28 protein-coding genes are annotated in these 25287 nt (G+C 65.5%); 16 read left to right on the forward strand and 12 right to left on the reverse strand.

Annotation, left to right across the window (positions count from 1 at the left end; translation table 11 throughout):
• Positions 1-90 precede the first annotated feature (90 nt).
• Both RZE77_RS08915 and bfr read right to left on the reverse strand, forming a co-directional pair.
• Positions 91-363 carry a (2Fe-2S)-binding protein gene (locus RZE77_RS08915; RefSeq protein WP_018903007.1) on the reverse strand — a complete coding sequence of 91 codons (273 nt, stop codon included), beginning with the start codon at positions 361-363 and terminating at the stop codon, positions 91-93.
• Positions 364-728: 365 nt separating this feature from the next.
• Complete coding sequence (bfr, locus tag RZE77_RS08920) at positions 729-1205, reverse strand: bacterioferritin (RefSeq protein ID WP_025569326.1); 477 nt, start codon at positions 1203-1205, stop codon at positions 729-731.
• 262 nt (positions 1206-1467) lie between these two features.
• Between bfr and ahpC the strand changes: the two genes are divergently transcribed.
• Together ahpC and ahpF are read left to right on the forward strand one after the other, a co-directional pair.
• Positions 1468-2031 (forward strand): alkyl hydroperoxide reductase subunit C, encoded by a 564-nt coding sequence (ahpC, locus tag RZE77_RS08925; RefSeq protein WP_007830764.1) that lies wholly within the window; start codon positions 1468-1470, stop codon positions 2029-2031.
• A gap of 91 nt (positions 2032-2122) precedes the next feature.
• The gene (gene ahpF, locus RZE77_RS08930) at positions 2123-3694 is read left to right on the forward strand and encodes an alkyl hydroperoxide reductase subunit F (RefSeq protein WP_124959279.1); all 1572 of its coding nucleotides are present in this window, start codon (positions 2123-2125) and stop codon (positions 3692-3694) included.
• Positions 3695-3728: 34 nt separating this feature from the next.
• On the opposite strand, the gene ppsR is transcribed toward ahpF, so the two are convergent.
• On the reverse strand, positions 3729-4550 hold the full coding sequence (ppsR, locus tag RZE77_RS08935; protein ID WP_124959280.1) for a posphoenolpyruvate synthetase regulatory kinase/phosphorylase PpsR: 822 nt from the start codon (positions 4548-4550) through the stop codon (positions 3729-3731).
• Between the two features lie 191 nt (positions 4551-4741).
• Between ppsR and ppsA the strand changes: the two genes are divergently transcribed.
• The 7 genes from ppsA (at position 4742) to dnaB (ending at position 11028) form a co-directional block, all read left to right on the forward strand.
• Positions 4742-7135 (forward strand): phosphoenolpyruvate synthase, encoded by a 2394-nt coding sequence (gene ppsA, locus RZE77_RS08940; RefSeq protein WP_319441535.1) that lies wholly within the window; start codon positions 4742-4744, stop codon positions 7133-7135.
• Between the two features lie 215 nt (positions 7136-7350).
• Complete coding sequence (locus RZE77_RS08945; RefSeq protein ID WP_319441536.1) at positions 7351-7866, forward strand: hypothetical protein; 516 nt, start codon at positions 7351-7353, stop codon at positions 7864-7866.
• Positions 7867-7980: 114 nt separating this feature from the next.
• Entirely contained in the window at positions 7981-8355 is a 375-nt protein-coding gene (gene rpsF, locus RZE77_RS08950; protein ID WP_012746958.1) for a 30S ribosomal protein S6, read from the forward strand.
• A 4-nt stretch (positions 8356-8359) separates the two neighbouring features.
• Positions 8360-8677, forward strand: coding sequence for a primosomal replication protein N (gene priB, locus RZE77_RS08955; RefSeq protein WP_319441537.1), 318 nt, complete (start codon positions 8360-8362; stop codon positions 8675-8677).
• A 21-nt stretch (positions 8678-8698) separates the two neighbouring features.
• Positions 8699-8980, forward strand: a complete 282-nt coding sequence (gene rpsR, locus RZE77_RS08960) for a 30S ribosomal protein S18 (RefSeq protein ID WP_007830781.1) — start codon at positions 8699-8701, stop codon at positions 8978-8980.
• A gap of 15 nt (positions 8981-8995) precedes the next feature.
• Positions 8996-9448: a 50S ribosomal protein L9 gene (gene rplI / locus RZE77_RS08965; protein ID WP_007830783.1), complete on the forward strand. Its 453-nt coding sequence runs from the start codon at positions 8996-8998 to the stop codon at positions 9446-9448.
• A 170-nt stretch (positions 9449-9618) separates the two neighbouring features.
• On the forward strand, positions 9619-11028 hold the full coding sequence (gene dnaB / locus RZE77_RS08970) for a replicative DNA helicase (RefSeq protein ID WP_018903000.1): 1410 nt from the start codon (positions 9619-9621) through the stop codon (positions 11026-11028).
• A 13-nt stretch (positions 11029-11041) separates the two neighbouring features.
• Here the strand turns inward: dnaB and RZE77_RS08975 are convergent, their stop codons facing one another.
• From RZE77_RS08975 to RZE77_RS09005, 7 genes are all read right to left on the reverse strand, one after another.
• Complete coding sequence (locus RZE77_RS08975) at positions 11042-11755, reverse strand: helix-turn-helix transcriptional regulator (protein WP_319431428.1); 714 nt, start codon at positions 11753-11755, stop codon at positions 11042-11044.
• Positions 11755-12222 (reverse strand): MGMT family protein, encoded by a 468-nt coding sequence (locus RZE77_RS08980; protein ID WP_319441538.1) that lies wholly within the window; start codon positions 12220-12222, stop codon positions 11755-11757. Before RZE77_RS08980 ends, RZE77_RS08975 begins: the two co-directional genes overlap by 1 nt.
• Entirely contained in the window at positions 12219-12686 is a 468-nt protein-coding gene (locus RZE77_RS08985) for a GyrI-like domain-containing protein (RefSeq protein ID WP_319441539.1), read from the reverse strand. Before RZE77_RS08985 ends, RZE77_RS08980 begins: the two co-directional genes overlap by 4 nt.
• A gap of 132 nt (positions 12687-12818) precedes the next feature.
• On the reverse strand, positions 12819-13190 hold the full coding sequence (locus RZE77_RS08990) for a VOC family protein (protein WP_319431437.1): 372 nt from the start codon (positions 13188-13190) through the stop codon (positions 12819-12821).
• A gap of 150 nt (positions 13191-13340) precedes the next feature.
• The gene (locus RZE77_RS08995) at positions 13341-15125 is read right to left on the reverse strand and encodes a PhoH family protein (protein WP_319441540.1); all 1785 of its coding nucleotides are present in this window, start codon (positions 15123-15125) and stop codon (positions 13341-13343) included.
• Positions 15126-15336: 211 nt separating this feature from the next.
• On the reverse strand, positions 15337-15813 hold the full coding sequence (locus RZE77_RS09000; protein WP_007830801.1) for a peroxiredoxin: 477 nt from the start codon (positions 15811-15813) through the stop codon (positions 15337-15339).
• 133 nt (positions 15814-15946) lie between these two features.
• Positions 15947-16327: an Mth938-like domain-containing protein gene (locus tag RZE77_RS09005; RefSeq protein ID WP_319441541.1), complete on the reverse strand. Its 381-nt coding sequence runs from the start codon at positions 16325-16327 to the stop codon at positions 15947-15949.
• A gap of 102 nt (positions 16328-16429) precedes the next feature.
• Here RZE77_RS09005 and RZE77_RS09010 point away from each other — a divergent pair, with 102 nt between their 5' ends.
• The 6 genes from RZE77_RS09010 (at position 16430) to moaD (ending at position 22655) form a co-directional block, all read left to right on the forward strand.
• A complete protein-coding gene (locus RZE77_RS09010; RefSeq protein WP_319441542.1) occupies positions 16430-17659 on the forward strand; it encodes a pyridoxal phosphate-dependent aminotransferase in 1230 nt (409 codons plus the stop codon).
• A 73-nt stretch (positions 17660-17732) separates the two neighbouring features.
• Positions 17733-19055 (forward strand): homoserine dehydrogenase, encoded by a 1323-nt coding sequence (locus tag RZE77_RS09015; RefSeq protein ID WP_012746968.1) that lies wholly within the window; start codon positions 17733-17735, stop codon positions 19053-19055.
• 21 nt (positions 19056-19076) lie between these two features.
• The gene (gene thrC / locus RZE77_RS09020; protein ID WP_319441543.1) at positions 19077-20492 is read left to right on the forward strand and encodes a threonine synthase; all 1416 of its coding nucleotides are present in this window, start codon (positions 19077-19079) and stop codon (positions 20490-20492) included.
• A gap of 83 nt (positions 20493-20575) precedes the next feature.
• Positions 20576-21121: a molybdopterin-guanine dinucleotide biosynthesis protein B gene (gene mobB / locus RZE77_RS09025; RefSeq protein WP_124959291.1), complete on the forward strand. Its 546-nt coding sequence runs from the start codon at positions 20576-20578 to the stop codon at positions 21119-21121.
• Positions 21114-22391 carry a molybdopterin molybdotransferase MoeA gene (locus tag RZE77_RS09030; protein WP_319441544.1) on the forward strand — a complete coding sequence of 426 codons (1278 nt, stop codon included), beginning with the start codon at positions 21114-21116 and terminating at the stop codon, positions 22389-22391. Before mobB ends, RZE77_RS09030 begins: the two co-directional genes overlap by 8 nt.
• A gap of 12 nt (positions 22392-22403) precedes the next feature.
• Positions 22404-22655: a molybdopterin converting factor subunit 1 gene (gene moaD, locus RZE77_RS09035; RefSeq protein WP_124959293.1), complete on the forward strand. Its 252-nt coding sequence runs from the start codon at positions 22404-22406 to the stop codon at positions 22653-22655.
• On the opposite strand, the gene dapA is transcribed toward moaD, so the two are convergent.
• Positions 22642-23637 carry a 4-hydroxy-tetrahydrodipicolinate synthase gene (gene dapA, locus RZE77_RS09040; protein ID WP_319431456.1) on the reverse strand — a complete coding sequence of 332 codons (996 nt, stop codon included), beginning with the start codon at positions 23635-23637 and terminating at the stop codon, positions 22642-22644. The genes moaD and dapA overlap by 14 nt on opposite strands.
• Before the next feature lie 153 nt (positions 23638-23790).
• Here dapA and moaE point away from each other — a divergent pair, with 153 nt between their 5' ends.
• Positions 23791-24267 carry a molybdopterin synthase catalytic subunit MoaE gene (gene moaE, locus RZE77_RS09045; protein WP_319431458.1) on the forward strand — a complete coding sequence of 159 codons (477 nt, stop codon included), beginning with the start codon at positions 23791-23793 and terminating at the stop codon, positions 24265-24267.
• Here the strand turns inward: moaE and RZE77_RS09050 are convergent.
• Positions 24264-25256 (reverse strand): Bug family tripartite tricarboxylate transporter substrate binding protein, encoded by a 993-nt coding sequence (locus RZE77_RS09050; protein ID WP_319441545.1) that lies wholly within the window; start codon positions 25254-25256, stop codon positions 24264-24266. The two genes, moaE and RZE77_RS09050, sit on opposite strands and share 4 nt — an antisense overlap.
• Positions 25257-25287 lie beyond the last annotated feature (31 nt).

The raw sequence follows: 25287 nt of genomic DNA on the forward strand, positions 1-25287 counted from the left end.
GCACCCACGGAGCGTGCCTCGATTGCAGCAAAACCGCTACGACTACTGATTACTTACGAAAGATCCACCAGACCGAGCCTGCAACGAGTATCAGGCTGCCGCCGAGTGCCGCGAAGAGTTCCATGCCTTGCTTTCCGAGATGGAGGTGGCAAGCTGGATCGCACTCGTTCCCGATTCGCGGTTCAACGCGGCGACCGGATGGGAGGCGCTGCACTGCGCGACGATATCGCGCGCACAGCCTTCACACTGGCCACATTGGGTGGCCACGCCAAGCTCGAACTGGACTTCGTCGAAAGTCATGCCGGCCCGCACGTGACGTGCGATTTCACGGTCGGAGACTCGGCGGCAGACGCAAACGATCATGGCGGTGAAAGCGGCAGTTGGCTGGCTGGTTGGGTACGAGCCGATTATAAATACGAATCTCTCGCATTTTCAATAACTATCCCCGCAGGAGGTCTTCCGTACTGATTTTTCGGAAGGCTCGGGCGGATGAAGCAGCCATCCCGAGAAACCGGCGTACGGTTTCGGGGCATTTGCGGGGCGCAAACCTGGGGTGCGTTCGGTCGGAGCCTGGACGCTGGTGGCGATGGTCGCCCTGCATCTGGCCGGTGTTTGCTTTCACGAGCTGGCGGCATCAGAAAAACCTGGTTGCCGCCAATGCCCGGCGGGCACAAGCGCCCGCGGGAGCCGGGTGACGTCGACCGAGACGTCGCCCCGACCGGTCGAAATCAGCTGACTTCGCCCATCTGCGACTGCAGGTAGTTCTGTACGCCGACCTTGTCGATCAGGTCGATCTGGGTTTCGAGGAAGTCGATGTGCTCTTCCGTGTCGTCCAGGATTTCCTGCAGCAGGTCGCGCGAAACGTAGTCGCGCACCGTCTCGCAGTAGGCGATGCCGTCCTTGATGGTGGCTTGCGCGCCGGTTTCGGCGCCCAGGTCGCAGCTCAGCAGTTCGGGCACGTCTTCGCCGATGTTCAGCTTGCCCAGGTCCTGCAGGTTCGGCAGGCCGTCGAGCATGAAGATGCGGTCCATCAGCTTGTCGGCGTGCTTCATTTCGCCGATCGATTCCTCGTATTCCTTCTTGGCCAGCTTGTCCAGGCCCCAGTGCTTGAGCATGCGGTAGTGGAGGAAGTACTGGTTGATGGCGGTGAGCTCGTTCTTGAGCTGCGCCTGCAGATGTTCGATGACCTTGGGGTCGCCCTTCATGATTGTTTTCCTTGTTCTGAAAGTAGGGATTGTGAGAGGGGCGAGCGAGCTCTTGCAAGCAATCCCATGCTGCACCGGTCTGCATGCGTTTGATGGTGATACACGTTCGTATTCGAGCGGAAGGCGAGGGCGGCTGCCCCTTTGTCTTTCATAGGCCTCAGCGATGCGGCCGATAGCTGATTACTATGAATTTGTCCTATTCGGTAGCTATACTCATGGCTCGCACTTATTTTTGTCCACCCGCAGCATCCAAGGAATCACCATGTCCCTGATCAACACCCAAGTCCAACCCTTCAAGACCCAGGCCTACCTCAACGGCAAGTTCATCGATGTGTCCGACGAGACGCTCAAGGGCAAATGGTCCGTGCTGATCTTCATGCCGGCGGCCTTCACCTTCAACTGCCCGACCGAAGTCGAAGACGCAGCCGACAACTACCCCGAATTCCAGAAGCTGGGTGCCGAGGTCTACATCGTGACCACCGATACGCACTTCTCGCACAAGGTCTGGCACGACACCTCGCCCGCCGTGGGCAAGGCCAAGTTCCCCCTGGTGGGCGACCCGACCCACACGCTGACCAATGCTTTCGGCGTGCACATCCCCGAAGAAGGCCTGGCACTGCGCGGCACCTTCGTGATCAACCCTGAAGGCATCATCAAGACCGCCGAAGTGCACTCCAACGAAATCGCCCGCGACGTCAAGGAAACCCTGCGCAAGCTGAAGGCCGCGGTCTACACCGCCGCCCACCCGAACGAAGTCTGCCCGGCCAAGTGGAACGAGGGCGACAAGACCATCGCTCCGTCGTTCGACCTCGTCGGCAAGATCTGAGCGTCCCCGCGCGAAAGCCCGGGCGCTCACAAGGCCCCCGGGCTTTTTTGTCCCCAGTTGATAGTTTTCAGTTATCGAAAGAGAGTCCCTCATGCTCGACGCCAGCACCAAAGCCCAATTGAAGAGTTACCTCGAACGCGCCACGCAGCCGATCGAGATCGTCGCCTCGCTCGACGACAGCAAGGCCTCGGGCGAGATGCTGTCGCTGCTGAAGGACGTCGCCGAAGCGTCGCCGCTGGTCAAGCTGACCGAAAGCCGCGACGACAACCATCGCAAGCCTTCTTTCTCGGTCAACCGCCCGAGCGAGAACCATGGCCCGCGTTTCGCCGGCCTGCCGATGGGCCATGAATTCACCTCGCTGATCCTTGCACTGCTGCAGATCGGCGGCTATCCCCCGAAGGTCGAGCAGGCGGTGCTCGACCAGATCCGCGCGCTCGACGGCGACTTCGAGTTCGAGATCTATGTCTCGCTCACCTGCCACAACTGCCCCGACGTGGTCCAGGCCCTGAACCTGATGGCCATCCAGAACCCGCGCATCCGCACCACGATGATCGAGGGCGGCACCTTCCAGGAAGAAGTCAAGGAGCGCCAGGTGATGGCGGTGCCCACCGTGTTCCTGAACGGCACCGAGTTCGGCCAGGGGCGCATGAGCCTGGAAGAGATCCTCGCGAAGATCGACACCAGCGGTGTCGAGCGCGAGGCCAAGAAGATCGCCGCCAAGGACCCGTTCGACGTGCTGATCGTCGGCGGTGGTCCGGCCGGCGCGGCGGCGGCCGTGTATGCGGCGCGCAAGGGCATCCGCACGGGCGTGGCCTCGGAGCGCTTCGGTGGCCAGGTGCTCGATACGCTGGGCATCGAGAATTTCATCTCGATCAAGGAAACCGAAGGGCCGAAATTCGCCCACGCCCTTGAAGAGCATGTGCGCGACTACGACGTCGACATCATGAACCTGCAGCGCGCCAAGGCGCTGGTTCCGGGCAAGGACCTGATCGAAGTGCAGCTCGAGAGCGGCGCTTCACTCAAGAGCAAATCGATCATCATCTCGACCGGCGCGCGCTGGCGCAACATCAACGTGCCCGGCGAGCACGAGTTCAAGAACAAGGGCGTGGCCTACTGCCCGCATTGCGACGGCCCGCTGTTCAAGGGCAAGCGCGTGGCCGTGATCGGTGGCGGCAATTCGGGTGTCGAGGCGGCCATCGACCTGGCCGGCATCGTCGGCCACGTCACGCTGATCGAGTTCGACACGCAGCTGCGCGCCGACGCCGTGCTGCAGCGCAAGCTCAAGAGCCTGAAGAACGTCGACGTGTTCACCAACGCGCAAACCACCGAGATCACCGGCGACCAGAAGGTCAACGGCCTGGTCTACAAGGACCGCGCGACGGGCGAGCTGAAGAAGGTCGAACTCGAAGGCGTGTTCATCCAGATCGGCCTGGTGCCCAACACCGACTGGCTCAAGGGCGTGGTCGAGCTGACCAAGCACGGCGAGATCGTGGTCGACGCCAGGGGGCAGACCTCGGTGCCAGGCGTGTTCGCCGCGGGCGACGTGACGACCGTGCCGTTCAAGCAGATCATCATCGCGGCCGGCGACGGGGCGAAGGCGGCGCTCGGTGCTTTCGATCACCTGATCCGGACCTCGGCCCCGGCCGAGCAGGCGGCCGCCTGAACGGCGCCTGCGGCAGCCTGGCCGAGCGGCTGGCTCAGTAAACCAGCCGCTCGGGCTTCAGTTCCTGCAGGATGGTGGTGGCAATTTCCTCGATCGACTTGGTGGTCGTCGAAAGCCACCGGATGCCGGCACGGCGCATCATCGCCTCGGCTTCGCTCACCTCGTTGCGGCAGTTCTCGAGGCTGGCGTAGCGCGAATCCGGCCGGCGTTCGTTGCGGATCTGGCTCAGGCGCTCGGGCTGGATCGTGAGGCCGAAGATCTTCTTGCGGTGCGGCATCAGCGCCGGCGGCAGCTGGCGGCGCTCGAAGTCTTCCGGAATCAGCGGGTAGTTGGCCGCCTTCAGGCCATGCTGCATCGCTAGGTAGAGCGAGGTTGGCGTCTTGCCGCTGCGGCTCACGCCCACCAGGATCACGTCGGCGCCTTCGAGGTCCCGGTTGCTCTGGCCGTCGTCGTGGGCCAGGCTGAAGTCGATGGCCGCAATGCGGGCGTCGTATTCCTTGCTCTTGCTGACGTCGCTGAAGCGGCCGATGCGGTGGTTCGACTTCACCGCCAGTTCGATCTCCAGCGGCCGCACGAAGGTGCCGAACATGTCGAGCAGCATGCCCTTGCAGCCGGTTTCGATCACCTCCAGCACCTCCATGTTCGCCAGCGTCGTGAAGACGATGGGGCGCACGCCTTCCAGTTCGGCCGTGTGATTGATCTGCCGCACCGCCTGGTGCGCCTTGTCGACCGTGTCGGTGAAAGGCAGCCGCACGTGGCGCGGCTTCATCTCGAACTGGGCCAGCACGGCGTTACCGAATGTTTCGGCGGTGATCCCGGTGCCATCGGAAATGAAGAAAACGGTGCGTGTATGCATGGTGTTGCTCTTGCGGCCTTGTCCTGCGGCGCGTGCAATCTCGCCACGCCTACAATCCGGGCCATTATCGGGAATCCGCTTTCCCACCCCCCAATTCTTTCCATGCACACCGCGCCCGCACCCAGAGCAACGACAACGATCGTGCCGCGCCGTCTGCATGCAGCACCGGTTTCAACTTCTGGAGCTTTCCCATGTCTGCACTTTTCGACGCGACCGCCCTGGTCGTACCGTTTGAAAACCTGAGGATGACCGACGTCGAGTCGGTCGGCGGCAAGAACGCCAGCCTCGGCGAAATGATCTCGCAGCTGCCGCAGGGCGTGCGGGTGCCCACGGGCTTTGCGACCACGGCGCATGCGTTCCGCCAGTTCCTGGCCCACGACGGCCTGGCCGACAAGATCAGCAAGCGGCTCGCCGCACTGGACACCGAAGACGTGCGGGCGCTGGCCGTGGCCGGCGCCGAGATCCGCGCCATGGTCGAGGCCCAGCCCTTTCCGGCCGACCTGCAGAAAGCCATTGCCGATGCGTTTGCGGAACTGAGCGCCGGCAACCCCGCGGCCTCGTTCGCCGTGCGCTCCTCGGCCACGGCCGAAGACCTGCCGGACGCCTCGTTCGCGGGCCAGCAGGAAACCTTCTTGAACGTGGTCGGCATCGACGACGTGCTGCACAAGATGAAGGAAGTCTTTGCCTCCCTCTACAACGACCGCGCCATCAGCTACCGCGTGCACAAGGGCTTTGCGCACGACGTGGTGGCGCTCTCGGCGGGCGTGCAGCGCATGGTCCGTTCCGACCTCGGCGCGGCCGGCGTGATGTTCACCATCGACACCGAGTCGGGTTTCGAGGACGTGGTGTTCATCACCTCCAGCTATGGCCTCGGTGAAACGGTGGTGCAGGGCGCCGTGAACCCCGACGAGTTCTATGTTCACAAGCCTACGCTGCGCGCCGGCAAGAAGGCCGTGATCCGCCGCAACCTGGGCTCCAAGCTGATCCAGATGGAGTTCGCGTCGCCCGAGGAGAAAAAGGCCACCGGCAAGCTGGTGAAGACCACCGACGTCAAGGCCGAGCAGCGCAACCGCTATTCGCTGAGCGACGCCGACGTCGAGCAGCTCGCCAGGTACGCGCTCGTCATCGAAGAACACTATGGCCGCCCGATGGACATCGAGTGGGGCAAGGACGGCACCGACAGCCAACTCTACATCCTGCAGGCGCGCCCTGAAACCGTGAAGAGCCAGCAGCAGGGCAAGGCCGAGCAGCGCTACAAGCTGCTGGGCAAGGGGGCGGTGCTCGCCGAAGGCCGCGCCATCGGCCAGAAGATCGGCACCGGCCCCGTGCGGCTCGTGCACAACATCAGCGAAATGGACAAGGTCCAGGCCGGCGACGTGCTCGTCACCGACATGACCGACCCCAACTGGGAACCGGTGATGAAGCGCGCCGCCGCCATCGTCACCAACCGCGGCGGGCGTACCTGCCACGCGGCCATCATTGCGCGCGAACTCGGCATTCCGGCCGTGGTCGGCTGCGGCGATGCGACCGACCTGCTGAAGGACGGCACGCTCGTGACCGTGAGCTGCGCCGAGGGCGACACCGGCTTCATCTACGACGGCCTGCTCGAAACCGAAGTGACCGAAGTGCAGCGTGGCGTGATGCCTGAAATCGACATCCAGCTGATGATGAACGTCGGCAACCCGCAGCTGGCCTTCGACTTCGCCCAGCTGCCGAACCACGGCGTGGGTCTGGCCCGCCTCGAGTTCATCATCAACAACAACATCGGCGTGCATCCGAAGGCGATCCTCGACTATCCAAACGTCGACAACGACCTGAAGAAGGCCGTCGAGTCGGTGGCCCGCGGCCATGCCTCGCCGCGCGCCTTCTATGTCGACAAGGTCGCCGAAGGCATTGCGACCATCGCTGCGGCCTTCTGGCCCAAGAAAGTGATCGTTCGCCTGTCTGACTTCAAGTCGAACGAATACCGCAAGCTGATCGGCGGCAGCCGCTACGAGCCGGAAGAAGAAAACCCGATGCTCGGCTTCCGCGGCGCCGCGCGCTACCTGAGCAAGGATTTCGGCGAGGCCTTTGCCATGGAATGCGAGGCGCTCAAGCGCGTGCGCAACGACATGGGCCTGACCAATGTGCAGATCATGGTGCCCTTCGTGCGCACCCTGGGCCAGGCCGAACGCGTGACCACGCTGCTCGGCGAACATGGCCTGAAGCGCGGCGAGAACGAGCTCAAGCTGATCATGATGTGCGAGGTGCCGAGTAATGCCGTGCTGCCCGAAGAGTTCCTGAAGTTCTTCGACGGCTTCTCGATCGGCTCGAACGACCTGACCCAGCTGACGCTCGGCCTGGACCGCGACTCGGGGCTGGAGCTGCTCGCCGCCGACTTCGACGAGCGCGACCCGGCCATCAAGGCGCTGCTGAGCCGTGTCATCAAGGCCTGCAAGGCCGAGGGCAAGTACGTCGGCATCTGCGGCCAGGGCCCCAGCGACCACCCGGACTTTGCGCTCTGGCTGGCGGAGCAGGGCATCGAGTCGATTTCGCTCAACCCTGACAGCGTCATCGACACCTGGCAGCAACTCGCCAAGCGCTGACAACCGAAGAGCGGCGGGGGTGCGCCCCCGCCGCGCGGTAGGCCTTGCGGGGAATCCCTCACCGGGGAATTCCCGCTTCGGCACGTCGCTTAATTGAATCAGAATGTGTTACTTGTGTCAGACTTGCGACAATCGCAAGCTGGCGGGTGGCTTGCGGATGGCATGGCGAAGCCGCTCGTCGCCGCACCCGCCGGTTTTTCGCGGAAGAAACCATCATGATTCTTGTCAAGACAGACGCCGGACAGCAGGTTCTCAAGGATCGCTCGGTGCCGCTTTCGCCGCGCCAGCGCACCGCGTTCATCCTGTTCGACGGCAAGCGCTCGGTCGACGAGGTGCTTGCCTCCGGAACGGGCATCGGGCGAGAAGAAATCGACCAGATGGTCGAGCTGGGGCTGCTCGGGCCGGCGGCGGGAAGCAAGCCGGCGGCACCGGCGCCAGCCAGGGCGACCGTGCCGGAGGCGCCTGCGCCGGTTGCTGTAAGCAAGGCGCCCGCGACGCCCAAACCGGCCGAACCCGCGCCGCCTACCGGGCGCAGCAGGCAGCAGCGCTACAAGGATGCCTATCCCATTGCGACCCAATTGACCGGTGCGCTCGGCCTGATGGGCTTCAGGCTCAACCTGCAGGTCGAAGGCACCAGCAGCTACGAAGACCTGGTCGCCCTGGCACCCAAGATACGCGCCGCGGTGGGCGCGGAGAAGGCCGCGGCGCTGGACCGGGCCCTGAACGACTGAGGCTAGACACGCGTGGCGCAAGCAGTGCTACAATAGCCGGCTTTGCCTTGCCACACTGCGCCCGACGCTGCAGGTGGCTTTTCCTCTTCCACGGAAGAATCCACAAGGAGTGCCATGCGTCACTACGAAATCATTTTGCTGATCCACCCGGATCAGAGCGAACAAGTTCCGGCCATGCTGGAGCGCTACAAGGGCCTCATCACGGCCGGCGGCGGCAAGGTCCACCGCGTTGAAGACTGGGGCCGCCGCCAGCTGGCCTACCAGATCAACAAGCTCAGCAAGGCGCACTACCTATGCGTCAACATCGAAGCCGAGCAAACCGTGATGGGCGAACTGGAACACGCGTTCAAGTTCAATGACGCCGTGCTGCGCCACCTCACCGTCCAGAAGAAGAAGGCCGAAACCGGTCCTTCGTCGATGATGAAGACGGTCGAGCGCGAAGAAGCCCGCAAGGCTCAGCAGGCCGAGTACGCCGCCAACAACAGCTGATGGCGTGACCGCTGCCGCTGCTGCGGCAACCGGAGTCAATCAGCTTGTGCTGACCGCCTCGGTTGCCGAACTCGGAGCCTTGCGATACACGCCCGCCGGCCTTCCCGCCATCGATCTGAAGCTCGAACACGAGTCGACGCTCCAGGAGGCTGGAAAAGCCAGGCAGGTGAAAGCGGCCCTCAGGGCCGTTGCCTTCGGCGCCATCGCCGAACGGCTCGCAAAGCAATCGATGGGAAGCCTCTGGCGTTTTCAGGGCTTTCTCGCGACACCGGGCAATGGCAAGCATCCGGTCCTGCACATCCAGGATTTTCAGCAAGATTAATTTTCGACAAGAGGTCCCCAAATGGCCACGTTCAAGAAATTCAACAAAGACAAGCGCCCGAAGCGCAACACCCAGTCGCTGCTGTTCAAGCGCAAGCGCTTCTGCCGCTTCACCGTCGCTGGCGTCGAGGAAATCGACTACAAGGACATCGACACGCTGCGTGACTTCATCAGCGAAAACGGCAAGATCATTCCCGCCCGCCTGACCGGCACGCGCGCGATCTACCAGCGCCAGCTGAACACCGCCATCAAGCGCGCGCGCTTCCTGGCCATGGTGCCGTACAGCGACCAGCACCGCGTCTAAGAAGGAGCACACACCATGCAAATCATTCTTCTGGACAAGGTTCTGAACGTCGGCGGCCTCGGCGACATCGTCAAGGTCAAGGACGGCTACGCGCGCAACTTCCTGATCCCGACGGGCCGCGCCCGCCGCGCCACCGCTGCCAACAAGGCTGAATTCGAAGCCAAGCGCGTCGAACTCGAAAAGGCTGCGGCCGCCAAGCTGGCCGAGTCGCAAGCGCAGGGCGAAAAGCTCGGCGGCACGACCGTCAAGCTGACCCAAAAGGCCGGCGTCGACGGCCGCCTGTTCGGCTCGGTCACCAACGGCGACATCGCCGAAGAACTGGGCAAGCAAGGCTACAAGGTTGCCAAGTCGCAGGTGCGCCTGCCCAACGGCCCGATCAAGGTCGTCGGCGACAGCACCGTGAGCGTTGCGCTGCACACCGACGTGGTGGTCGACATCACCGTCACGGTCTACGGCGAAACCGCCTGATCGTCCACAGCGCCTTGTGCGCTGCCGCAAAAGCCGCCTCCGGGCGGCTTTTGTCTTTCTGCGCACCGGTTTTCCAGCGCGATGCACTGAAAGATCACCGTTTATTCACAACCTTGTCCACACACGCCAGCGCGTGCGCGGCTTAGCATGCAGGGTTGCAAGGGAAGTCCATGTCCGCCGTTTTTTCCTATGCCGACAATGACCCGTCGGCCGATCGTCAAGTTGCCCAGCTTCGCATTCCGCCTCATTCGATTGAGGCCGAGTCGAGCGTGCTCGGCGGCCTGCTGCTCGACAACGGAGCCTGGGACCGCATGGGCGACCTGCTGGTGGATGGCGACTTCTACCGCCACGAACACAAGCTGATCTATGCCGCGATCGGCGGACTGATCAACGCCAGCAAGCCGGCCGACGTCATCACGGTCTACGAGCAGCTGCAGGGCCTGGGCAAGGCCGATGAAATCGGCGGCCTGGTCTACCTCAATTCGCTCGCGCAGTATGTGCCGAGCGCGAGCAACATCCGCCGCTACGCGGAGATCGTGCGCGAACGCTCGATCCTGCGAAAACTCGTCTCCGCGAGCGACGAGATCGCGACCAACGCCTTCAACACGCAAGGCAAGTCGGTCGACAAGATCCTGGACGAGGCCGAGCAGAAGATCTTCAACATCGGCGAAGAAGGCACGCGGATGAAGCAGGGCTTCCAGAGCATGGATGCCCTGGTGGTCGAACTGCTCGACCGCGTGACCGAGATGGCGGAGAACCCGAACGACATCACCGGCGTGCGAACCGGCTTCTACGAGTTCGACAAGATGACCTCGGGCCTGCAGCCGGGCGACATGATCGTGCTGGCCGCGCGTCCTTCGATGGGCAAGACCTCGCTGGCCATCAACATCGCCGAGCACGTGGCGCTCAACGAAGGGCTGCCGGTCGCGGTCTTCTCGATGGAAATGGGTGCGTCGCAGCTGGCGGTGCGTATCGTCGGCTCGATCGGGCGCATCGACCAGGGACACCTGCGTACCGGCAAGCTCAGCGACGAAGAGTGGCCGCGCCTCACGGAGGCGATCGAGAAGCTGCGCAACGTGTCGCTGCACATCGACGAGACCCCTGGCCTGACCACCAGCGAGCTGCGTGCCAACGCGCGCCGCCTGGCGCGCCAGTACGGGCGCCTCGGCCTGATCGTGGTCGACTACCTCCAGCTCATGAGCGTGTCGACCAGCATGAACGACGAGAACCGCGCCACGGCCGTGGGCGAAATCTCGCGCGGCCTGAAGATGCTCGCCAAGGAGCTCAAGTGCCCGGTGATCGCGCTGTCGCAGTTGAGCCGCGGCGTCGAGAGCCGCACCGACAAGCGTCCCATGATGAGCGACCTGCGTGAATCCGGCGCCATCGAGCAGGACGCGGACATCATCATGTTCATCTACCGCGACGACTACTACGACAAGAACAGCAAGGAGCCGGGCGTGGCCGAGGTGATCATCAGCAAGCACCGCAACGGGCCTACGGGCACCGTCAAGCTGACTTTCCTCAAGCCGCTCACCAAGTTCGAGAACCTGGCCAGCTACGGCAGCAGCGACGACTACTGACGCCGCCGCATCTTCATTTCTGCTGCTCCGGCAGCTTCGCTTCGGCCGCCCGCGCCTTCACCTGGCGCAGCATGTCGGCCAATGTCTTGCCCGCTTCGTCGCGAAAGCGTTCGGGCAGCAGGTCGACTGCGTCCATGCGGTCGATGCGAAAACCACGGAAGTCGTTGCGCAGCTCGCACCAGGTCGAAAGCGTCCAGACCCTGCCCCAGTAGAAGCAGCCGAGCGGACGCACCGTGCGTTCGCTGGCATCGCCCGACACGTCGCGATAGTGAAGGCGCAGTTTCTGGCGCGCCTGCACAGCTTCGCGCAGGACCTGCAGCCGCGCGCGCAGGGCGTCGCCCAAGCCCAGTGCAGGCGCGTAGAGCGCCAGCGCTTCGGCCGAGACGCGTGCCGCCGGCGGCAGCACCGAGAGGATCTTTCCTAGCCCGGTTTCGATGTCGCGCGCGAGCGCCGGATCGACCCAGCTCTGCGCCAGGCGGGCCGCGGCCACGAGCGCCGAAGCCTCGTCCTGCGTGAACATCAGCGGCGGCAGTTCGAAGCCCGCACCCAGCCTGTAGCCCACGCCGGCCTCGCCCTCGATCGGCACGCCCTGGTGCTGCAGGTCGGCCACGTCGCGGTAGACCGTTCGCTCCGACACCTCGAGGCGCAGCGCCAGGAAGGCCGCGGTGGTGAGCCGGCGCCCGCGGATGATCTGCACGAGCTGGAACAGGCGGTCGGCGCGGCGCATCAGCGTGCCCGGACGAGCTTCTTCGCGAAGTCTTCGACGAAGTAGCGCTTGCCGCGCTGCACGACCGTGTGACCTTCGGTTTCGAGCTTCGTCATCTGCGCCTCGATGCCGCCGGGGTATTTGGCGTTGAGTTCGCCGCCGATCTTGAGCGTGCGCCAGTAGGGCGCCTTGTTCTCCGGCTGGATGGCTTCTTCGGCCGCATGCGCGACCATGTGCGCAAAGATCGCCGTCGTCACGGTGCAGCCGATGGTGGCTCGGTGGCGCACTGCAATGTCCTCGCCGATGCCGAACACGGTGGCGAGCCGGCCCTCGGGAACGTCGCACATCGATTCCTCGACCTCGCGCGGCGACGGCGTGGCAATGGTGCCCTCGCCAAGCCGCTTGCGCATGGGCGGCGGGATTTCCTTGACCTCCGGCAGGTGAGGGTAGCTGGCGAGTCTGTCGCGCCAGCTTTTCTTGGTGCTCATGAAATCCCGATATGGATCGCCACTTTGTCCGGCCCCTCGTAGGCTTCGAAATCGCTGCGGTAGCGGCGCGCGATTTCCGGGTGTGCTTCGAAATACTGCCAGATGCGTTGCCAGGCGGCGATCACCATCTGCGGCATCTCGCCCTGGCCCGTGAAGACGAGGTAGTCGCCGGCCTCGATGGCCACGCTGCCCGTTGTGTCCGCGACGGCCACGCCCACGGTCACATCGAAGGCGCCATGCGCGTCGGATTCGTAGCCGGAGTAGGCGCCGAAGATGCGGGCGTCGCCGGTGCGGCCGGGCGTCGACCGGTAGGTTTCTTCGCCGAAGAAGCGGTTCCACAGCGCGCCGATGCGGGCGCTTGCGGGGTCGTTCTCGTCGCGGTTGGTGGTGCGGACCGTGAGGCCCGCGACCTGGAAGGCGTCGTGCTGCCGGCGGATGGGTTCCATCGTGGGGTTCTTCTGCATGGATGATCGATCTTGGGATTGTGGCGCTCAGAGCGCGAGCGCCTTCAGGCCGAGCTGCTTGTGGTCACGCCCCTTGCCGGGCGTGTTCCGCGCTGGCGACGGCCACCCAGTTGCGCGGTGCCATGGTGCGATTCAGGCGAGCGCGTGCAGGCCGACTTCGTTGCCTTCGGTGTCGCGCATGTGGGCGATGAAGCCCATGCCCGGCGGCAGCGCGGACTTGGGCGCAACGATCTGGCCGCCTGCCGTTTCGACGCGCGCAAGCACGGCGTCGATGCCCGGCATGCAGTCGAGGTAGATGCGGATGCCGCTGCCTGCGCGTGCGCTGGCGTTCGCGCCGGCCTGCAGGGCGCCGCCGGTGGCGGGGTTGTCGTAGGGAAAGATGGCCAGCGTCTGGCCGCCGAAGTCTTCGCGGCGCAGCGTGCGGCCGAGCACGGTTTCGTAGAAGGCTTGGGCGCGGTCGATGTCGGCGACCGGAATCTCGAACCAGGTGATGGCGTTTTGCATGAAGGACTCGCTTTCGTTGTGTTGAAGGAGCCTTGATGGTGCGGGCCGCCTCCTGACAGCGTCTTGTCAGGAGCCTGTCATCGCGGACGAAAAAGCCCGCGATGCTCCGGGAGCATTGCGGGCCTTTGGACGGCCGCGGACCGACGGCTCTTAGAGCACGTCGCTCGCGAAGTCGGCCAGGCGGGAGCGCTCGCCGCGTGCCAGCGTGATGTGTCCGCCGTGCGGCCAGCCCTTGAACTTGTCGACCGCGAAGGTGAGGCCCGAGGAGCCTTCCGTCAGGTAGGGCGTATCGATCTGCGCAAGGTTGCCCATGCAGATGATCTTGGTGCCCGGACCGGCACGGGTGATCAGCGTCTTCATCTGCTTGGGCGTCAGGTTCTGCGCCTCGTCGATGATCACGTACTTGTTGAGGAAGGTGCGGCCGCGCATGAAGTTCATGCTCTTGACCTTGATGCGGCTTCGGATCAGCTCGTTGGTGGCCGCGCGGCCCCATTCGCCGGCGCCGCCGCCGTCGCCCTTGGCAAGGAACTCGAGGTTGTCGTCGAGCGCGCCCATCCACGGGCCCATTTTTTCTTCCTCGGTGCCGGGCAGGAAGCCGATGTCCTCGCCCACGCTGACCGTGGCCCTGGTCATGATGATCTCGGTGTAGCGCCGGTCGTCGAGCACCTGCGTGAGGCCCGAGGCGAGCGCCATCAGCGTCTTGCCGGTGCCGGCGGTGCCGGTGAGCGTGACGAAGTCGACTTCGGGGTCCATGAGCAGGTTCATCGCGAAGTTCTGCTCGCGGTTGCGGGTGTTCACGCCCCAGACCGCGTTCTTGCCCGAGCTGTAGTCCTTGAGGGTCTTGAACACCGCGGTCTTGTCGCGGATCTCGGTGACGCGCGCGTACATGCTCGGCTCACCCGGGGCCTCGAAATAGACGAACTGGTTGATGTACAGGTTGGGCACCAGCGGCCCGCTGACCCGGTAGAAGGTGTTGCTGCCGCTTTGCCAGCTTTCGACGGTCTTGCTCTGGCGCGTCCAGAAGTCGGCCGGCAGCGCGAGCGAGCCCGCGTAGAGCAGGTCGCCGTCTTCCAGCGTCTTGTCGTTCTGGTAGTCGTCGGCGGCCAGGCCCAGGGCGCGCGCCTTGACGCGCATGTTGATGTCTTTGGACACCAGCACCACTTCCTGCTTCGGACGGCCGGGCTGGTCGTTGGCGTAGAGGTCGCGCAAGGCCTGCACCACGCCGAGGATCTGGTTGTCGGCCTTGCCCTGGGGCAGGCTGATCGGCAGCGAATAGTCGAGCGGTGCGGTCTGGAAGAACAGCTTGCCGCCGGCCTCGCGATGGCCGGTGGTGTCGAGCTTCAGGCCCTTGGCAATGTCGGCGTCCTGGGCGGCGGCCAGCGCGTCGAGCGTGCGGCTGGTCTGGCGGCCGTTGCGGGCGACTTCCGTGGTGCCCTTCTTGTGGCCGTCCAGTTCCTCGAGCACGATCATCGGCAGGAAGATGTCGTGCTCCTCGAAGCGGAACAGGCACATCGGGTCGTGCAGCAGCACGTTGGTGTCGAGCACGAAGAGCTTGGCCGGGCCGTTGGATTTGCTGCGCTTGGGCCGCGCCGGGGCCTGCGTTGCCGCGATCTGCTGCTGTGGCGCGGGTGCATGCACTACGGGCGCCGGCGCCTCGGACTCCCGGCGTGCAACGGGCTGCTGCCGCTGGCCGCGGGAAGGCGCGGGTTTGGCTTTCGCACGGATCGGCGGCGCGGCCTCGCTACCGCCGCCTACCGCGTCGGCGGCGTGGCGGTCGAACAATTCCAGCGGCTGGGAAGAGCCGCTCGACGACGCCGAATCGGTGCGCGATTCGCCCGAGCGGCGCGATCCCCGGTGCGAGGAGCGGGCGGGTGCATCGTGCGCATCCGGCGAGAGCAATGCGGCGCGTTTCGTGGGGGCGGGAGGCAATGGCATGTGTCAGTTCGCTCGCAGGAAGTGGAAACCAGAAAACGAAAAAGCCGCCTGTAGACCAAGGCGGCTTTGTTCGGGGGATGCGGTCGTGGAGCTCAACGGCATGAGGCCATTATGCACACCGCCGGTGACGCGTCTCGCGCTCTTTGCACAGTCCGTTGGGCATTTCCCACGGCATGATGCAAAAGCGCACAGACTGCGCTTCTTGTAACGCTCAGGCGGCCTTCTTGAGCGCCTTGACGGCCTTGAGCACGTCGTCGACGTGGCCCGGGACCTTGAGGCCGCGCCATTCGGCCTTGAGGATGCCGTCGGCGCCGATCAGGAAGGTGCTGCGCTCGATGCCCTTGACCTTCTTGCCGTACATGATCTTGTTCTTGACCACGCCGAACATGTGGCACATTTTTTCTTCGGTATCGGCGATGAGTTCGAACGGGAGTTCGAGCTTGGCCTTGAACTCGTCGTGCGACTTCATGTTGTCGCGGGACACGCCGAACACCGTGGCGCCGGCCTTTTCGAAGTCCTTGTAGCGGTCGCGAAACTGCATGGCTTCGGTCGTGCAACCCGGAGTGTTATCTTTCGGGTAAAAATACATGACCAGCACGTGGCCGAGGTGAGAGGTATTCGAGACTTTCAGTCCGCCCGTGGCGTTGGCGTCGAATTCAGGAATGGGTTTGTTGACAACGATCGCCATGAAACTTGTTTTCTCCGTTGGTTTCCATTGATCGGGCGCTTTGCAGCACACTCGACGAATGGAGGATTGGTCGTTGCTAACTGGAGCAGCAGGCCTGTTCGCAACCCGGTATTTTACCCCGAAAAGCCCTCCCTCACCGCTCGGGCGGTTCCACGAGGAGGGCGGCTATCACGTGGCGGCCTTCGCCGGCCAGGATGTTGTAGGTGCGGCAGGCTGCCGGGGTGTCCATGGTCTCCACGCCGGTGCGCCTGGCCATCAGGGGCTGGAGCCAGGCAGGCTGCGGGAACCGGATGCGTGACCCGCTTCCAAAAATGACCAATTCCGCGCCCAGCGACGCAAGCTGGGCGAAATGCTCGGGCCCGAGCTGGTCGAAACGGGTGCAGTCCCACTCGAAGCGCTCGCCGCGGGAGCCCACCACCACGCTGCCCTCGACCTTTTCGTTGTTGATTGCGACCCACCCGGGGCCGTGCGCGGTAAGGGACTGGGCGTCGGATTTGTCGGGCTGGAGCTTCATCGGGGCACTGGGAACTGTGGTCAAATTATAGGTTTTCCCAGTGACACGAGGCCTTCCAGGGCCTTTCGATCTCGAGTAGTAACCCGCGCCCGGGAGGGCCCTTTGAAGCAGTTCAAGAAATCGGCCAAGCTGGCCAACGTGCTCTACGACATCCGCGGCCCCATCATGGACGCCGCGAAGCAGATGGAGGAAGAGGGCCAGAAGATCATCAGGCTCAACATCGGCAACCTGGCGGTGTTCGGCTTCGATGCGCCGGAAGAAGTCCAGCAGGACATGATCCGCAACCTGCCGGGATCGGCGGGCTATTCGGACAGCAAGGGCATCTTCGCGGCCCGCAAGGCGGTGATGCACGAAACCCAGAAGCAGGGTGTTGCAGGCGTCACGCTCGAGGACATCTACCTGGGCAACGGCGCAAGCGAGCTGATCGCCATGGCCACCAACGCGCTGCTGAACGACGGCGACGAAATGCTGCTCCCGGCGCCCGACTATCCCTTGTGGACTGCCGCCTCGAGCCTCTCGGGCGGCAAGCCGGTGCACTACCTCTGCGACGAAGCCAACGGCTGGATGCCCGACCTGGACGACATCCGCGCCAAGATCACGCCCCGCACCAAGGGCATCGTGGTCATCAACCCCAACAATCCGACCGGTGCGCTCTATTCCGACGAACTGCTCAAGAGCATCGTCGCCATTGCGCGCGAGCACCACCTGGTGATCTTCGCCGACGAGGTCTACGACAAGGTGCTGTACGACGGTGTCCGGCACACCGCGATCGCGAGCCTGTCGACCGACGTGCTCACGCTGACCTTCAACTCGCTGTCCAAGAGCTACCGCTCGTGCGGCTACCGCGCGGGCTGGATGGTGGTTTCGGGCGACAAGGCGCGAGCGCAGGACTACATCGAGGGCCTGAACATGCTCTCGAACATGCGCCTGTGCGCCAACGTGCCGGGGCAGTGGGCCATCCAGACCGCACTTGGCGGCTACCAGAGCATCAACGACCTGGTCGGCGACGGCGGCCGCCTGCGGCGCCAGCGCGACCTGGCCTACGAACTCATCACGGCCATTCCGGGCGTGAGCTGCGTCAAGCCGAGCGCCGCGCTCTACATGTTCCCCAAGCTCGACCCCGAGGTCTACCCGATCACCGACGACCGCCAGTTCTTCCTCGAGCTGCTGAGGGAAACCAAGGTGATGCTGGTGCAGGGCACGGGCTTCAACTGGGCGACGCCGGACCACTTCCGCATCGTGTTCCTGCCCCACGAGGACGACCTGCGCGAAGCGATCCACCGCATTGCCAGGTTCCTGGAGCTGTACCGCCTGCGCAGCAAGACGGATTGACGGCGCGGCCGCGCGCCAGGCGGCCTGCGGCCCCTTTCCTTCCCCCTTTACGAACCATCCACGCGAATCTCCAATGAAACCCATCCAAGTAGGCCTGCTCGGCGCAGGCACGGTCGGCAGCGGCACCTTCAAGGTGCTGCTGCGCAATCAGGAAGAAATCAAGCGACGTGCAGGCCGGGGCATCGAGATCACGATGGTGGCCGACCTGGACGCGGCGCGTGCGCGCGAAGTGGCCGGCGAAGGCGTGAAGGTGGTCGCCGATGCGCGCGAAGTCATCGCCAACCCGGACATCGACATCGTCATCGAGCTCATCGGCGGCTACGGCATTGCGAGGCAGCTGGTGCTCGAGGCGATTGCGGCCGGCAAGCACGTGGTCACGGCCAACAAGGCGCTGCTCGCGGTGCATGGCACCGAGATCTTTGCCGCCGCGCATGCCAAGGGCGTGATGGTGGCTTTCGAAGCAGCCGTGGCCGGCGGCATCCCGATCATCAAGGCGCTGCGCGAGGGCCTCACGGCCAACAGCATCCAGTGGCTGGCCGGCATCATCAACGGCACCACCAACTTCATCCTCTCCGAGATGCGCGACAAGGGCCTGGATTTCGCCACCGTGCTCAAGGAGGCCCAGCGCCTGGGCTACGCCGAAGCCGACCCCACCTTCGACATCGAAGGCGTGGACGCCGGCCACAAGGTCACGCTGATGAGCGCCATCGCCTTCGGGATTCCGGTGCAGTTCGACAAGGCCCACATCGAAGGCATCACCAAGCTCGCGGCGCAGGACATCAAGTACGCCGAACAGCTCGGCTACCGCATCAAGCTGCTCGGCATCACCAAGCGCACCGCGCAGGGCATCGAACTGCGCGTGCACCCCTCGCTCGTGCCGTCGAAGCGGCTGCTTGCGAACGTCGAAGGCGCGATGAACGCGGTGGTCGTGCATGGCGACGCCGTCGGCACCACGCTGTACTACGGCAAGGGCGCGGGCAGCGAGCCGACCGCCAGCGCGGTGATCGCCGACCTCGTCGACATCACGCGACTGCACACGGCCGACGCTGCGCACCGCGTGCCGCACCTGGCCTTCCACCCTGACGCCATGAGCGACCTGAAGGTGCTGCCGATGGCCGAGGTCGTCACCAGCTACTACCTGCGCCTGCGCGTGGCCGACCAGGCCGGCGTGCTCGCCAAGGTCACGGGCCTGCTGGCCACCGCGGGCATCAGCATCGACGCGGTGCTGCAGCGCGAAGCCGACGAAGTGGGCGGCGAGGGCTCCACCCAGACCGACCTGATCATCCTCACGCACGATGCGCGCGAAGGCACGGTGAACGACGTGCTCGCCGAACTGCAGGCACTGCCCACCGTGCTGCAGCCGATCGTGCGCATCCGCAAGGAAGAGCTGTCCTGAGGACGGCGCAAGAGACATACCGTGAACTACCTGAGCACCCGCGGCCACCCCGACCGCAAGCGTTTCTGCGAAATCCTGCTTGAAGGCCTCGCGCCCGATGGCGGCCTGTACCTGCCCGAGCACTACCCGCAGGTCGACACCGCCACGCTCGCCAGATGGCGCGAGCTGCCGTATGCGGAACTGGCGTTTGAGATCCTCTCGCTCTACATCGACGACATTCCGCCGGCCGACCTGAAGGCCATCTGCGCCAAGACCTACACGGCAGAAGTGTTCGGCAGCGACGAGATCGTGCCGCTGCGCGAGCTGGAAGACGGCGTGTACCTCGAGGCCCTGTCCAACGGCCCCACGCTGGCCTTCAAGGACATGGCGATGCAGCTGCTGGGCAACCTGTTCGAGTACGAACTGGCCCGCCGCGGCGCCGAGCTCAACATCCTGGGCGCCACCAGCGGCGACACCGGCAGCGCGGCCGAATACGCCATGCGCGGCAAGAAGGGCGTGCGCGTCTTCATGACCTCGCCCGACGGCCGCATGAGCCCGTTCCAGCAGGCGCAGATGTTCAGCCTGCAGGACGCCAACATCCACAACATCGCCATCAGCGGCGTGTTCGACGACTGCCAGGACATCGTCAAGGCCGTGTCGAACGACCTGGGCTTCAAGCGCAAGTACCGCATCGGCACGGTCAACTCGATCAACTGGGCGCGGCTGCTCGCGCAGGTCGTCTACTACTTCGCGGGCTACTTCCAGGCCACGGCGAGCAACGACAAGCCGGTGAGCTTCACCGTGCCCTCGGGCAACTTCGGCAACGTCTGCGCGGGCCACGTGGCGCGCATGATGGGCCTGCCGATCCAGACGCTGGTGGTCGCCACCAACGAGAATGACGTGCTCGACGAGTTCTTCCGTACCGGCGCCTACCGCGTTCGCGCGGCAGCCGACACGCACGAAACCTCGAGTCCGTCGATGGACATCAGCAAGGCCAGCAACTTCGAGCGCTTCGTGTTCGACCTGGTGGGGCGCGATGCCGGCAAGCTGCGCTCGCTGTTCGTGGACGAACTGGGCCGCCACGGCCGTTTCGACCTGAGCGCCGACCCCGCCTTCGGGCAGGCCGCGGAACGCTTCGGCTTCAAGAGCAGCCGCAGCACGCATGCCGACCGCCTGGCCACCATCCGCGACACCGACAAGCGCTTTGCCACGCTGGTCGATCCGCACACGGCCGACGGCCTCAAGGCCGCGCGCGAACACCTCGCGCCCGGCGTGCCGATGGTGGTGCTCGAAACCGCGCTGCCGATCAAGTTTGCCGCCACGCTGGTGGAGGCGCTGGGCCACGAGCCCGCGCGCCCGGCCAGGTTCGAAGGCATCGAGGCGCTGCCCAAACGGGTCGTCAAGCTGCCGGCCGATGCCGAGGCCGTCAAGGCCTACATCGCACAGAACTGTGATTGACCCTTGCCGCACGCCGCGCCCTGCAGCGGCTGCCCCGCACATGCATTCGGCGGCCGCGTAGACGGCCGCCACAGGAACTCGACATGAAGGTGATCGGCTTTTCCGGGTATTCGGGTTCGGGCAAGACCACGCTGGTCGAGCGCCTGATTCCCGTGCTCAAGCTCCATGGCCAGCGCGTGTCGGTGGTCAAGCATGCGCACCACAAGTTCGACATCGACCATCCCGGCAAGGACACCTACCGCCATCGCGAGGCGGGGGCTTTCGAGGTGGTCGTGGCGTCGGACAAGCGGCTCGCGCTGATCCGCGAATTCGAGCAGCCCGCGCAGCTGTCGGTGCACGACCTCATCGCCGAGCTCCATGACGGCGTCGACTGGGTGCTGGTCGAGGGCTTCAAGCACAGCGACCTGCTCAAGATCGAGGTCTGGCGCGCCCCCGAGGACGGCAAGCCGCCCCGGCCCTCGCAGTACATCGAGGACGCCTTCGTGACCGCCATTGCCACCGATGCGCCCGCGAGCCTGCCGGTGCCCACCAGCCTGCCGCTGTTCGACCTCGACGACATCGAGGGCATCGCGCAGTGGTTGATCGACAGCGCAAGCCGCTTCGAATACAACCCCGAACACCATGGCTGATTCCGCCACTCCCTCGCGCCCGCCGCTGATGGCGCTCGACGAAGCGCTTGCGAGCCTGCTCGCCAAGGCGCTGCCGAAGCTGCCCGCCGAAAGCATTGCCACTTTCGATGCGGACGGCCGCGTGCTCGCGCAGGACATCGTCTCCGCGCTCACCGTGCCGCCGCGCGACAACAGCTCGATGGACGGCTATGCGGTGCGCGTGGCCGACTGCGCCGCGCCGGGCGCCGTGCTGCAGGTGGCGCAGCGCATTCCTGCGGGCACCGTGGGCACGCCGCTGGCGGCCGGCACCGCGGCGCGCATCTTCACCGGCGCGCAGATTCCCGAGGGCGCAGACGCCATCGTGATGCAGGAAGACACCCAGCCCGTGCCGCAGGAGGGCACGCTCGGCGCGGTGCGCATCGACATCGTTCCCGCGGCCGGCCAGTGGATTCGCCGGGCCGGAGAAGACGTGGCCGCCGGCGACGTGGTGCTGCGCCAGGGCGAGCGCCTGACGCCCGCCGCGCTCGGGCTTGCCGCCAGCGTGGGTTTCGACCGGCTCCAGGTGGCGCGGCGGCCGCGCGTCGCGCTGCTGTCCACCGGCGACGAACTGGTGATGCCCGGAGAGGTCGCGCCCGAGGCCATGAAGCCCGGCGCGATCTACAACTCCAACCGCTTCTTCATGCGCGCCTTGCTGCACCGGCTCGGCTGCGATGTGACCGACCTGGGCATCGTGCCCGACAGGCGCGAGGCCACCATCGAGGCGCTGCGCGGCGCGGCCGAGATCAGCGACCTGATCATCACCACCGGCGGCGTGTCGGTGGGCGAGGAAGACCACATCAAGGCCGCGGTGCAGGCGCTCGGCGAGTTGCAGCTGTGGTCGCTCTCGATGAAGCCCGGCAAGCCCTTCGCCTATGGTTCGATCGCAAGGGCCGGTGGCGAGGCGCAAGGGCGATGCCACGTCACGGGCCTGCCCGGCAACCCCGTGTCCAGCTTCCTGACCTTCCTGCTGCTCGTGCGCCCGTTCCTGCTGACGCTGCAGGGTGCCACGCGCGTGGCGCCCGAGCCCGTGCAGATGCGCGCCGACTTCGACTGGCCGCGCGCCGACCGCCGCCGCGAGTTCCTGCGCGCCCGGCGCAACGCCGCGGGCGGGCTCGACCTGTTCGCCAACCAGAGCTCGGGTGTGCTGACCTCGATGGTTTGGGGCGACGGCGTCGTCGACAACCCGCCGGGCCGGACCATCCAGGCCGGCGACACGGTGAATTTCATCCCCCTGGCCTCGCTGCTGGCCTGACCGAAGCTGCCCATGAAGGTCCAGATCCGTTACTTCGCCTCCGTGCGCGAGGCGCTCGACACCAGCGGCGAAACCGTCGACACCGGTGCCGCCACCCTGGCCGCGCTGCGCGACGAACTCATCGCGCGCGGCGGGGCGTATGCCACGGCGCTGGCGCGCGGCAAGGCCGTCCGCATGGCGCTCGACCAGGCCATGAGCGACGAGGCGGCCGCGCTGCGCGAAGGCTGCGAGGTCGCCTTCTTCCCGCCCGTTACGGGCGGCTGAGCCGGGCGTCCAGCGCCACCAGGCGCTCGCGCAAGGCATCGGAGGCGCGGGTCATCGGCGAGCGCAGCTCGTCGCGCATCGATCCATCGTGTGCCAGCAGCGCCTTGAGCGGCGCGGGGTTCGGTTCGGCAAACAGCATTTCGATCAACGGCTGCAGCGGCTGCCATTCGGCGCGCGCCTCTGCCAGCCGGTTCTCGGCCAGCAGGCGCAGCACCTGCACGAAGCGCCGCGTCTGCACATGCCCGCTCGCCGCAATGGCGCCCACGCCGCCCTCGGCCACGGTGCCGAAGATCTGGTGATCTTCGCCCGACAGCACCTGGAGCCTGCCATCGGCAATGAGGGCGCGCGTCTTGGCCATGTCGCCGCCGCAGTCCTTGATGCCGCGGATGCGCGGGTGTTCGGCCAGCGCCAGCAGCGTTTCGCGCGTGAGGGTTGCGCCGGTGCGGTAGGGAATGTCGTAGACCAGCACCGGTGCGGCGCTGGCATCGGCAATGGCGCGGAACCATTCGAGCAGGCCGGCCTGCGAGGGCCGGATGTAGTGCGGCGCGGGCACCAGCAGCCCCGCCAGCGGCCGTTCGGCGAGCCGGCGCACCCAGGCCGTGGTCTTGCCCAGGTGATAGCCCGACAGGCCCATGACGATCGGCAGCCCGGCCGCGGCGGCCTGCACCGTGTCGAGCGCGGCGAGTTGTTCCGCTTCATCGAGCGCGGCGGCCTCGCCCGTCGAGCCGCAGACCACGAAGCCGGCCACGCCGTCGCCGGCAAGGCGGCGGGTCAGCGCCGACAGCGCGGCATGGTCGACCGCGCCGTGCTGGAACGGCGTGACAAGGGGAATCCAGAGGCCCGAGAAGTCAGGGCTGGAGGAGGGAATGGACGATGGCGGCACGCGGGTTTCCTCAAGGGAATCGACCGATGGAAAGGAACCGTCGTTCGATGCGCGCGCAACCCGATCGGGGCCAAGGCCTTGGCAGGTTCCGTCGCTCATCCGACGACGGAACCGCAGCTCCGGTCAGACGAGCTTTGGTTTTTTGGCTTTGCTGCCCTGGCGCGCACGGCTGCCTTCGGCGTGCGGAGGCACTGAAGAAAGCATGGCGAGGCGGGGCATTGCCGAAGTCTAGCGCGATGCCACAATCCCGGCATGAGTGGCACACGCGTTTCGATCCAGACAGCCGATTTCGACCTGGGGCAGGAGGTCGCCGCGTTGCGCGCCGGCGACAAACGCGTGGGCGCGGTCTGCAGCTTCGTCGGCACCGTGAGAGATCGCAACGACGGCAGCAGCGTGGCCTCGATGGAACTCGAGCACTACCCCGGCATGACCGAAAAGGCCATCGAGGCCATGATCGACGAGGCGCACAGGCGCTTCGACATCCTGGGTGCGCGCGTGATTCATCGCGTGGGTCTGTTGCAGCCGCTCGACCAGATCATGATGGTGGCGGTGGTCTCGGCCCACCGCGGCCAGAGCTTCGAGGCCTGCGAGTTCCTGATGGACTACCTGAAGACCCAGGCCCCGTTCTGGAAAAAGGAACAGACGCCCGAAGGCGCCCGCTGGGTGGATGCGCGCGTCAGCGACGATGCGGCGCTCGCGCGCTGGGGCATCACAGCCCCCAACGCTTAGAGAGGCTTGAAGCCGCTCGACTGGATGATGCGTTCCCAGGTCTGCGTGTAGCTGCGCACGCGGCCTGCGAACTGGCCCTGCGGCTCGTAGCCGACCGTGAGTCCCATGGTCGTGAGCTTCTGCTTCACGTCGGGCATGGCCAGCACCTTCTGCAGCGCGTCGCCGTAGCGGTCGATGACGGCCTGCGGCGTGCCCACCGGCGCGAAGATGCCGTAGTAGGGCAGGTCTTCAAGATTGGAGAAGCCCAGTTCGGTGAAGGTGGGCACGTTCGGCAGCACGGCCTGGCGCTTGGCGCCGATGGAGGCCACGATGCGCACCTTGCCGGCCTTGTGGTTCTCGATGAAGTCGGGCACCGAGGCGATGCCGGCCGTGATCTGGTTGCCCAGCATGTCCGCCGTCATCGGCGCGCTGCCGCGGTAGGGCGCGGGCTGAACGTCGATCTTGTATTTTTCCGAGATCATCTTCACCAGGAACTCGGGGATCGAGGCCGGCGCCGGAATGCCGATGGTTTCCTTGCCGCCGCGCTGGGTGCGAACCCACTTCACATATTCGTCAATGCTCTTGGCCGGCGTGCCGCCCGAGACGGCCAGCACATTGGCAAAGGTCGCGAAACCGGCCACCGGCACGAAGTCGGTCGCGGGGTTGAAGCCCGGGTTCTTCACCACCTGCGGCAGGATGGAGATCGAGTGGTCGTGCGAGAGAAACAGCGTATGGCCGTCGGCCGGAGCCGCCTTGAGCGCCTGCGCCGCGATCTGTCCGCCGGCGCCGGCGCGGTTCTCGATCACCACCGGCACGCCCAGCACGTCCTTGAGTTTTTCGCCCAGTGTGCGTGCAATGGCATCCGTGCCGGCACCGGCCGGAAAGCCGACCAGCAGGCGGATGGGCGTGCCTTGCGCCTGCGCAAGGCCGGCGAGGCCCGTGGCCGCTAGAAAGAGACCGACGCCGAGCGCCCGGCGAACCGGATGGGCGCGCTGCATTGAAAAAACCATGATCGACTCCATTCGAAAGATGACGAGGCAC

It is taken from the genome of Variovorax sp. SPNA7, assembly GCF_033807855.1.
In the GTDB taxonomy this organism is placed as follows: domain Bacteria; phylum Pseudomonadota; class Gammaproteobacteria; order Burkholderiales; family Burkholderiaceae_C; genus Variovorax; species Variovorax beijingensis.

Bases quoted from the DNA above. Each gene is read 5' to 3' on its own strand.
- RZE77_RS08915 (WP_018903007.1), bottom strand. From the start codon at position 363: ATGATCGTTTGCGTCTGCCGCCGAGTCTCCGACCGTGAAATCGCACGT.
- bfr (WP_025569326.1), bottom strand. From the start codon at position 1,205: ATGAAGGGCGACCCCAAGGTCATCGAACATCTGCAGGCGCAGCTCAAG.
- ahpC (WP_007830764.1), top strand. From the start codon at position 1,468: ATGTCCCTGATCAACACCCAAGTCCAACCCTTCAAGACCCAGGCCTAC.
- ahpF (WP_124959279.1), top strand. From the start codon at position 2,123: ATGCTCGACGCCAGCACCAAAGCCCAATTGAAGAGTTACCTCGAACGC.
- ppsR (WP_124959280.1), bottom strand. From the start codon at position 4,550: ATGCATACACGCACCGTTTTCTTCATTTCCGATGGCACCGGGATCACC.
- ppsA (WP_319441535.1), top strand. From the start codon at position 4,742: ATGTCTGCACTTTTCGACGCGACCGCCCTGGTCGTACCGTTTGAAAAC.
- RZE77_RS08945 (WP_319441536.1), top strand. From the start codon at position 7,351: ATGATTCTTGTCAAGACAGACGCCGGACAGCAGGTTCTCAAGGATCGC.
- rpsF (WP_012746958.1), top strand. From the start codon at position 7,981: ATGCGTCACTACGAAATCATTTTGCTGATCCACCCGGATCAGAGCGAA.
- rpsR (WP_007830781.1), top strand. From the start codon at position 8,699: ATGGCCACGTTCAAGAAATTCAACAAAGACAAGCGCCCGAAGCGCAAC.
- rplI (WP_007830783.1), top strand. From the start codon at position 8,996: ATGCAAATCATTCTTCTGGACAAGGTTCTGAACGTCGGCGGCCTCGGC.
- dnaB (WP_018903000.1), top strand. From the start codon at position 9,619: ATGTCCGCCGTTTTTTCCTATGCCGACAATGACCCGTCGGCCGATCGT.
- RZE77_RS08975 (WP_319431428.1), bottom strand. From the start codon at position 11,755: ATGCGCCGCGCCGACCGCCTGTTCCAGCTCGTGCAGATCATCCGCGGG.
- RZE77_RS08980 (WP_319441538.1), bottom strand. From the start codon at position 12,222: ATGAGCACCAAGAAAAGCTGGCGCGACAGACTCGCCAGCTACCCTCAC.
- RZE77_RS08985 (WP_319441539.1), bottom strand. From the start codon at position 12,686: ATGCAGAAGAACCCCACGATGGAACCCATCCGCCGGCAGCACGACGCC.
- RZE77_RS08990 (WP_319431437.1), bottom strand. From the start codon at position 13,190: ATGCAAAACGCCATCACCTGGTTCGAGATTCCGGTCGCCGACATCGAC.
- RZE77_RS08995 (WP_319441540.1), bottom strand. From the start codon at position 15,125: ATGCCATTGCCTCCCGCCCCCACGAAACGCGCCGCATTGCTCTCGCCG.
- RZE77_RS09000 (WP_007830801.1), bottom strand. From the start codon at position 15,813: ATGGCGATCGTTGTCAACAAACCCATTCCTGAATTCGACGCCAACGCC.
- RZE77_RS09005 (WP_319441541.1), bottom strand. From the start codon at position 16,327: ATGAAGCTCCAGCCCGACAAATCCGACGCCCAGTCCCTTACCGCGCAC.
- RZE77_RS09015 (WP_012746968.1), top strand. From the start codon at position 17,733: ATGAAACCCATCCAAGTAGGCCTGCTCGGCGCAGGCACGGTCGGCAGC.
- mobB (WP_124959291.1), top strand. From the start codon at position 20,576: ATGAAGGTGATCGGCTTTTCCGGGTATTCGGGTTCGGGCAAGACCACG.
- RZE77_RS09030 (WP_319441544.1), top strand. From the start codon at position 21,114: ATGGCTGATTCCGCCACTCCCTCGCGCCCGCCGCTGATGGCGCTCGAC.
- moaD (WP_124959293.1), top strand. From the start codon at position 22,404: ATGAAGGTCCAGATCCGTTACTTCGCCTCCGTGCGCGAGGCGCTCGAC.
- dapA (WP_319431456.1), bottom strand. From the start codon at position 23,637: ATGAGCGACGGAACCTGCCAAGGCCTTGGCCCCGATCGGGTTGCGCGC.
- moaE (WP_319431458.1), top strand. From the start codon at position 23,791: ATGAGTGGCACACGCGTTTCGATCCAGACAGCCGATTTCGACCTGGGG.
- RZE77_RS09050 (WP_319441545.1), bottom strand. From the start codon at position 25,256: ATGGTTTTTTCAATGCAGCGCGCCCATCCGGTTCGCCGGGCGCTCGGC.